The following is a 6,353-nucleotide window of genomic DNA, read 5'->3' as shown; positions in this document are numbered from 1 at the left end:
AGCCCGGAGACGAAACCTTAAAATAAGGTTTGAAGTTACCGTAAGGAGAGTGGAGCCTTAATCATAAAGTTTTAACCCTTTTACCCATAACCGACTAACCATAAAGGCTCCACTCTCCTAAGGTTTCGTCTCTGGCCTTAATCATAAAGTTTTAACCCTTTTACCCATAGCCGACCAACCATAAAGGCTGCCCCAGCGAGGGATTGCTCGCTGGGGTAACTTCTGACCCTTGGAAATTGGAGACTCAATCTGTTGCGCTTCTTGATGAGCTCTGCTAAGATTAAAAAATATTAATGCACCCAAAAGGTGCCGGTTTGCGCGCAAGCTGAAAAGCCGCTGCTAAAAGCGTAGATCAAGAGGGAAGAAAGCTCAATGATTTTGTCAGAGAGTCTAGAGGCTGTTTGGCTCAGCCATTAAGAGTTTTATGCTCTTAAGAATCCCAGCGACCTAGGAGCCGCTACGCGAACACTATAATCGCGTGATGAGCGTGAGGGAGTGTCAAGGATTTCACTAGCTTTAATGAGGCTTCGCCATTGATTAACTAGTTTAACTAACCCACCCAAATCCTAGATTATGGGTGGGTTAGTTAAACTATTTTGTTTATCCTTCGTCCGCTCTAGATCCGAGCCGCTTAGGAGCAAGGCTTTGAGCTTCCCAGCACTATTTGTAAAGTTCGGTAGACAGCCGGAATGCTAGAAATCCCGGAAGCAAAGCCAGTAATAGAGCTCCGATAACTTGCGCATCTGAAATAGCCATCGTATACAATCTCCTTTATTTGAGCGATATTCTATACCATTAGCCAACTAATTGGGCTAGTTCTGGAATTCTATCACAATAACTTGTCCTATCCAGATACTAGAATCCTTCACAGCTATTACCTTTATCTTGCTGCAGGTTCGGTGTGGGCGTTAGAACCTCCCTGGGGTCGCAGCGCACTAAAATTCTGATTATAATGTTAAGATTAATTAAATTAGATATCAAAGTTTTAGCAATTTAGGCGATTAAGTCTATGTAATAGACTAAGTTAACCTTTTAAGACATTAATAATTTTTAATGCTAGACCAAATTCTTAACTCATCGTTTAATGTTGGGCTTGAGGGTCCTGTGGTTTTGTTGATTCTGGTCGCACTAGAAGCTGTACTGTCTGCTGATAATGCGATCGCATTAGCTGCGATCTCCCAAGGCTTAGAGACCAAACAACTTCAACGCCATGCTCTTAACTTGGGCTTAGCAGTTGCCTATGTCCTACGAATCACTTTGATTCTCACAGCCACTTGGGTAGTGCAGTTTTGGCAGTTTGAGTTATTGGGAGCTGCCTATCTGCTCTGGTTGGTCTTTGAGTATTTCACCTCTGATGAAGATGAACAACATCACCATCATGGCCCGAAGTTTACTTCTCTATGGCAGGCAATTCCCCTAATTGCTGTAACGGATTTAGCTTTTTCCTTGGATAGTGTCACGACAGCGATCGCAATTTCTGACCAGACCTGGCTGGTTATTGCTGGTGGCACCATTGGGGTAATTACCCTGCGCTTCATGGCGGGCTTATTTATTCGTTGGTTGAAAGAGTATGTCTATCTGGAGGATGCTGGCTACATCACCGTGGGCTTTGTGGGATTGCGCCTGTTGGTCAGAGCGATTAAACCGGAATTAGTGCCACCGGAATGGTTAATGATTACTGCCATTGCCCTAGTGTTCATGTGGGGATTTTCTGAAAAGTCTAAGACCCCAGACCTGGAGTCAATTCCTGTAGAAAATGAAGGGCAAGCGGCTTTGGGGAAAGAGCAAAGGGCAAAAGAAGCTAGCCGCTAACTGCTTTTAACAAGAGTCGGGAAGAATTCCGCCATCTCCCTATCAATGATCCCAACGCTCACCAAACATTGGTAGAGCGTGGGACTTGCCGTTTAAAGGTAAATGTTACTGTTACTCATAAAGCCAAGAGGTTATGGTTGGTTCCCAGCTAACGAGCTCTTCTTCCTTAAACCAAAGACTAATCTCCTGCTGCGCTGTCTCAATGGCATCTGAGCCATGGATAAGATTGCGACCTGTGTCTAACCCATAATCGCCCCGAATAGTTCCTGGTTCAGCCTCCAGAGGTTTGGTAGCACCAATAATCTTTCTTGCGGAAGCAATTACTCCCTTTCCTTCCCAAACCATTGCTACTACAGGACCAGAGATGATGAATTCGATTAGTCCACCAAAGAAAGGTCTCTCTTTGTGAACAGCGTAATGCTGTTCGGCAAGTTCACGGCTGACGCTCATCAGCTTCAGCCCAACTAAGGTAAAACCTTTTGTCTCAAAACGCTGGATGATTTGACCAACAAGATTCCGTTGTACACCATCCGGCTTAACCATCAGAAATGTCCGTTCCAAGTTTTTCTCCTCAAATTGTTTAACTCAGCTCAATCTTTGGCGTAACCTTTCCTATCATATTCCGTGCGGACGAAGATTCAAGCCCGTTCTATTGCTAGTTGAATTAACTGATCCACCAATTCTGGAAAAGAAACACCTGTAGCTGCCCACAGTTGGGGATACATACTGGTTGCAGTAAAACCTGGTAAGGTGTTGATCTCGTTGATGAAGATTTCCCTAGTGGCTTCGACATAAAAGAAGTCTACCCGTCCTAAACCAGCCCCATCAACGGCAGTAAAAGCCTGGATTGCCATTTCCTGAATCTGGGTAGTCACGTCAGTGGGCAAGGGAGCGGGGATTAACAAGTCGGCTTGACCTTGAGTGTATTTGGTTTCGTAGTCATAGAAATCACTCTCATAGGTAATTTCACCAACTACTGAGGCTTTGGGATGATCGTTCCCTAGTACAGCACACTCTACTTCTCGCCCTACTACTCCTTCTTCTACAATCAACCTACGGTCGTAATTAGCAGCATTATCTAAGGCGGCTTCTAATTCAGAACGCGATCGCACTTTGGCAATCCCGACCGATGAGCCTAAATTAGCTGGTTTGACAAAGTAGGGATAGTTTAAGGTTTCCTCAATTTGGTCACAGAGTTTGGTAAATACACAGGGATCGGACCAAACTTGCGATCGCAAAACTTCCATGTAGTTGACTTGGGGTAATCCGGCTTGGGCATATACTGTTTTCATTGCCAGCTTGTCCATGCCTACAGCTGAACCCAAAACACCACTACCGACAAAGGGTACTCCCATCAGGGTTAGTAATCCCTGAACTGTGCCATCTTCCCCATTCGGCCCATGGAGGATGGGAAACCAGACATCTACCTCACTGACAACAGCCGGAAATTGCCAGACATTACCGCTAGGAGCAGATTCCAGGGGGGTTCCCGAGTCTAAAACCTGTGCGATAGTTTCTCCCGCTGTCCAGATGCCATTTTTTTGAATGTACACTGGCAGCAATTCGTACTTAGAGGCATTTTCTTCGGCATACAGAGCGTTTGCGATCGCTCTTGCAGAACTAATGGAAACCTCGTGTTCTCCTGAGACACCACCAAACAGCAGTCCAACTCTGCGTTTTGTCATAGCACTATACAGTTAATTAAAAATCCTCTAATAAAGAACCCAAGCGACTTAGTAACGGATCAGATTGATCAGCCTCTTTTTCCAATCCTGCGCGGAGGCTCCCATCTGACTCTCTAGTAGCTTTTTCTGTGGATGCCTGTTCTCTTACGCCAGACAAATCCGTTGTACTAAAATTCGACAGCACCGTTTCTACACCAGCAACTTGCTGTTTTAAGTGTTCGAGTTGTTGATGAGAACGGTCATCCACTTGCTTGACCTGTTCGATTAAGGCCGTCAATTGATCATCAAGTTGATCAGAAGATTCTTCAGTAGATAGAACCTGCTCTAATTTCCCAAGCTGCTGTTGTAACTGCGTCAATTGTTGAGTTGTATTAGAGTCTATTTCCTCAATCCGTTGAGTCAGATCAGTTAGCTGACTATTCAGTTGGCTAGGACTCTGAACCGATAACGCCTGTACCACTTCAGTTAATTGCTGCTGCAGTTGGGTTAGCTTGTCTTCAAGATTTCCAACACCTGTTGTTTCCTCGGTTGTTTCCTCGGTTGCTTCCTGGGAGGATGCTTTTTCCTCTGAGGATTCTGGTCTTAACAGAAACTCTTGGAGAGCTTGCTTGCACAACATGCTAAAGCTAGGATACTGACCCTTAGCTAGTTCTTTTTCCACTGCCTTTAGTAGAGATTGATCCTCTCGGTTAGAGGTAAATGCTACTGTTTTATTTACTTTTTTTGCGATCGCTGCCATGGGAATTATACCTATAATGCTAGGGGATAATTACAATACAATTTATCGAGATGCCGACTGCTTCTGCACCTCTCCATAAATGTATTGTCCCAAAGCATTTGCTTTTCGAGAGGGTTGAGCTAAGTAACCCTTCAGTCTAGCTTCTTTGAAGATAAGTTGAAGATCATTCCAGAAGAATTGTCCACCACCACCCGTCACCACTACGTCTGTGGTGCGTTCTGGTAGCCAAGCGAGCAAGCGATCTGACAGTTCACGGGCAAAACTTTTGCGCAAACTCGGTATAATTTCGTCGAGGTCTGTGGGCTGAGCAGCACCCTTAGGACGATAAAAGCGCTCTCCCTCTGGACGATTAACCGCTTTGATTAATAGCAACGATTGACTATCAGCTCCCTGAATTTGCGCAGCTAATTGATCATAGAACTCATTCATGGCAAACGCTTCACTCTGAGATGCTCCTCTAGCAAATCGGAACGAATCTGCCATGATAAAGTCAGTGGTTTGGTGGCCAATATCCACAACGGCGACGGAACGGTCGTGTAATCCGCCATCCGATGGATCGTTTTCCTGAACTTCAACCCAGATCAAGCTACCATAACCCTCTGGTATCACCCAAACTTTCTTAATCGTAATCGAGACTTGTTCCCCTCTGTAGTACATGACATGAGGAGAAGCGAGGATACCAATTAATTCGTCTTTTTCACGCTCAAACTGCTCTTGGGAATGGTAGGGCAATCCCATGATAATTGCCAAGTCACCTTGAAGCTCGAAATGTCCTACGCAGGCAAAGACTTTTATCAAGGCATCTTCTACTTTCGATTGACCAACACCCAAGTTAGCTCCGAAGTCAGCGGCTAGTTGTCCAATGGCGTATCCTTTGCCTTGATACTCCAGCCAAATATCTAATAGAGGGTCACCTAGTCGAGCTTCAAACCCACCCCGACGCACTTGCTCAACGGTGAGATGGGCAACATTGGCAGGAATTAGCACTACACCATCGGGGTAACGGCTGATACAAGCTTTAGTAGAGGTACGACCTAAGTCAATGCTGAGAATAGGAACTTTATTCACGATGGTAGCAAGCTGTTTAGCAGTCATTCGTTAGTATATAGCAGTTTGTCTAACTCAACTCACAAAAAAATTGTCCGATGTTTGGAAGCCCCGTCTAGGCAAGAGCGGGGTGCGGACAATGATTAGGCTTTTTGCGATAGTTCTGCCACCAAGGGCCAAAAATCCTTAGACTAGGTGTGCAGGAAACGCAGGTTGACCCAAGTCTGTTGGGAACTACTCCACATATATAGTAGATTAATCATTCAGTAATCTCTGACATCTCGACTGGCAGTTAGGATATCGCTACGGATTGTTTCGAGAGTAGCGATCGCTAAGTACCTGGACAAAAATAAACCTCACTTCTTGATGCAAAGCGCGAGTGGGGGGAACCCCCAAGACCGTAATGGTGCGTTTTCCGCATTAAGAATTAAATTCGCCACGGGTCGCACCTCTGCCTCGCTGTATTAACTTATGTAAAGTTACCAAAAGCCCTTCTGCTCCCTGCTCCCTATTTCAACAGTTAATTTTACTTTTGTCCGATTCCCAATTCCCGATTCCCGATTCCCGATTCCCGATTCCCAATTCCCGATTCCCGATTCCCGATTCCCGATTCCCAATTCCCAATTCTTAATTCTCAATTCTTCCTTCTCAATTCTTCCTTCTCAATTCTTCCTTCTCAATTCTTCCTTCTCAATTCTTCCTTCTCAATTCTTCCTTCTCAATTCTTCCTTCTTCATTCTTCCTTCTCAATTCTTCCTTCTCAATTCTTCCTTCTTCATTCTTCCTTCTTAATTCCATAAAAAAATAGCCGTAGAAATACTATCCACGGCTAGGTCAATCACATATGTCAGAAATTTCCAAAACCCAAGGCCCCCGGGGGGAAACCCCCCCCAGAAATTTAAGGTGTTATGGCAACAACCAATACTTGGTCATAGTAGTCATCAATTAAACTAAGCCAATAGGTCACCCCATTAACTCGTCTTCAAAACCGTACGTGACACTTTCGCATCATACGGCTCCTCATTATAGGAACACACTGACATTGGTACCTCTAGAACGGATTCTCATCT

General features: G+C 44.8%; 6 protein-coding genes. 1 reads left to right on the top strand and 5 read right to left on the bottom strand.

Annotation, left to right across the window (positions count from 1 at the left end; genetic code table 11):
* Positions 1-660: 660 nt before the first annotated feature.
* A complete protein-coding gene (gene psaM, locus F6K49_RS33750; RefSeq protein ID WP_075900824.1) occupies positions 661-756 on the bottom strand; it encodes a photosystem I reaction center subunit XII in 96 nt (31 codons plus the stop codon).
* Between the two features lie 297 nt (positions 757-1,053).
* On the opposite strand from psaM, the gene F6K49_RS33745 reads away from it, so the two are divergent.
* Positions 1,054-1,812, top strand: a complete 759-nt coding sequence (locus tag F6K49_RS33745; protein WP_293103656.1) for a DUF475 domain-containing protein — start codon at positions 1,054-1,056, stop codon at positions 1,810-1,812.
* Positions 1,813-1,923: 111 nt separating this feature from the next.
* Here the strand turns inward: F6K49_RS33745 and ndk are convergent, their stop codons facing one another.
* From ndk to F6K49_RS33725, 4 genes are all read right to left on the bottom strand, one after another.
* Positions 1,924-2,373 (bottom strand): nucleoside-diphosphate kinase, encoded by a 450-nt coding sequence (ndk, locus tag F6K49_RS33740; protein WP_293070716.1) that lies wholly within the window; start codon positions 2,371-2,373, stop codon positions 1,924-1,926.
* Between the two features lie 77 nt (positions 2,374-2,450).
* Positions 2,451-3,497 (bottom strand): D-alanine--D-alanine ligase family protein, encoded by a 1,047-nt coding sequence (locus F6K49_RS33735; protein ID WP_293103653.1) that lies wholly within the window; start codon positions 3,495-3,497, stop codon positions 2,451-2,453.
* 16 nt (positions 3,498-3,513) lie between these two features.
* Complete coding sequence (locus F6K49_RS33730) at positions 3,514-4,236, bottom strand: hypothetical protein (protein ID WP_293030396.1); 723 nt, start codon at positions 4,234-4,236, stop codon at positions 3,514-3,516.
* A 42-nt stretch (positions 4,237-4,278) separates the two neighbouring features.
* The gene (locus tag F6K49_RS33725; protein ID WP_293030398.1) at positions 4,279-5,331 is read right to left on the bottom strand and encodes a ParM/StbA family protein; all 1,053 of its coding nucleotides are present in this window, start codon (positions 5,329-5,331) and stop codon (positions 4,279-4,281) included.
* Positions 5,332-6,353 lie beyond the last annotated feature (1,022 nt).

This window comes from Moorena sp. SIO3I6, assembly GCF_010672095.1.
Note: the sequence above shows the minus strand (reverse complement) of the source record. Positions and strands in the feature narration are given on the sequence as shown.

What these genes read in the sequence shown, in the direction of transcription:
- F6K49_RS33735 (WP_293103653.1), bottom strand. Translation starts at nt 3,497, where the DNA reads ATGACAAAACGCAGAGTTGGACTGCTGTTTGGTGGTGTCTCAGGAGAA.
- psaM (WP_075900824.1), bottom strand. Translation starts at nt 756, where the DNA reads ATGGCTATTTCAGATGCGCAAGTTATCGGAGCTCTATTACTGGCTTTG.
- F6K49_RS33725 (WP_293030398.1), bottom strand. Translation starts at nt 5,331, where the DNA reads ATGACTGCTAAACAGCTTGCTACCATCGTGAATAAAGTTCCTATTCTC.
- F6K49_RS33730 (WP_293030396.1), bottom strand. Translation starts at nt 4,236, where the DNA reads ATGGCAGCGATCGCAAAAAAAGTAAATAAAACAGTAGCATTTACCTCT.
- F6K49_RS33745 (WP_293103656.1), top strand. Translation starts at nt 1,054, where the DNA reads ATGCTAGACCAAATTCTTAACTCATCGTTTAATGTTGGGCTTGAGGGT.